A 370-nucleotide genomic window follows, 5' to 3' on the forward strand; every position below is an offset into this window, starting at 1 on the left:
GAAGAACACCGGCGCGAAATACAGGCCGAATGCCGAATACACGTACCAGTCGAACCACTCGACCAGATTGCCCGCCGATCCGCCCAGGATCGATTTCAGCCGGCCGCCCTTGTCGCTGTCTCCGGCCGCGCTCACTTCGCGAAGCCGCGTTTGACCAGCAGCGCCTTGATGTCCGGGTCACGACCGCGGAACTGACGATACGCCTCCGCGCGATCCGTCTCGTTACCCGTCGACAGCAGGATCGTCGCGAACTTGTCGGCGGTCGCCTTGTCCCACGGGCTGCCCGCCTCCTCGAACGCCGCGAACGTATCCGCGTCCATCGTCTCCGACCACAGATAGCTGTAATAGCCCGCGGAATAGGCGTCGGACG

General features: G+C 64.1%; 2 protein-coding genes. Both read right to left on the bottom strand.

Translation table 11 applies throughout. From position 1 onward, the window contains the following. Window positions 1–135: hypothetical protein (locus AC0IYH_RS29880; protein WP_471837708.1), on the bottom strand; the 135-nt coding region annotated here is incomplete at its 3' end. After that, window positions 132–370: M3 family metallopeptidase (locus tag AC0IYH_RS29885; RefSeq protein ID WP_471837706.1), on the bottom strand; the 239-nt coding region annotated here is incomplete at its 5' end. The genes AC0IYH_RS29880 and AC0IYH_RS29885, both read right to left, overlap by 4 nt.

Source organism: Pseudomonas sp. AC463 (assembly GCF_979253585.1).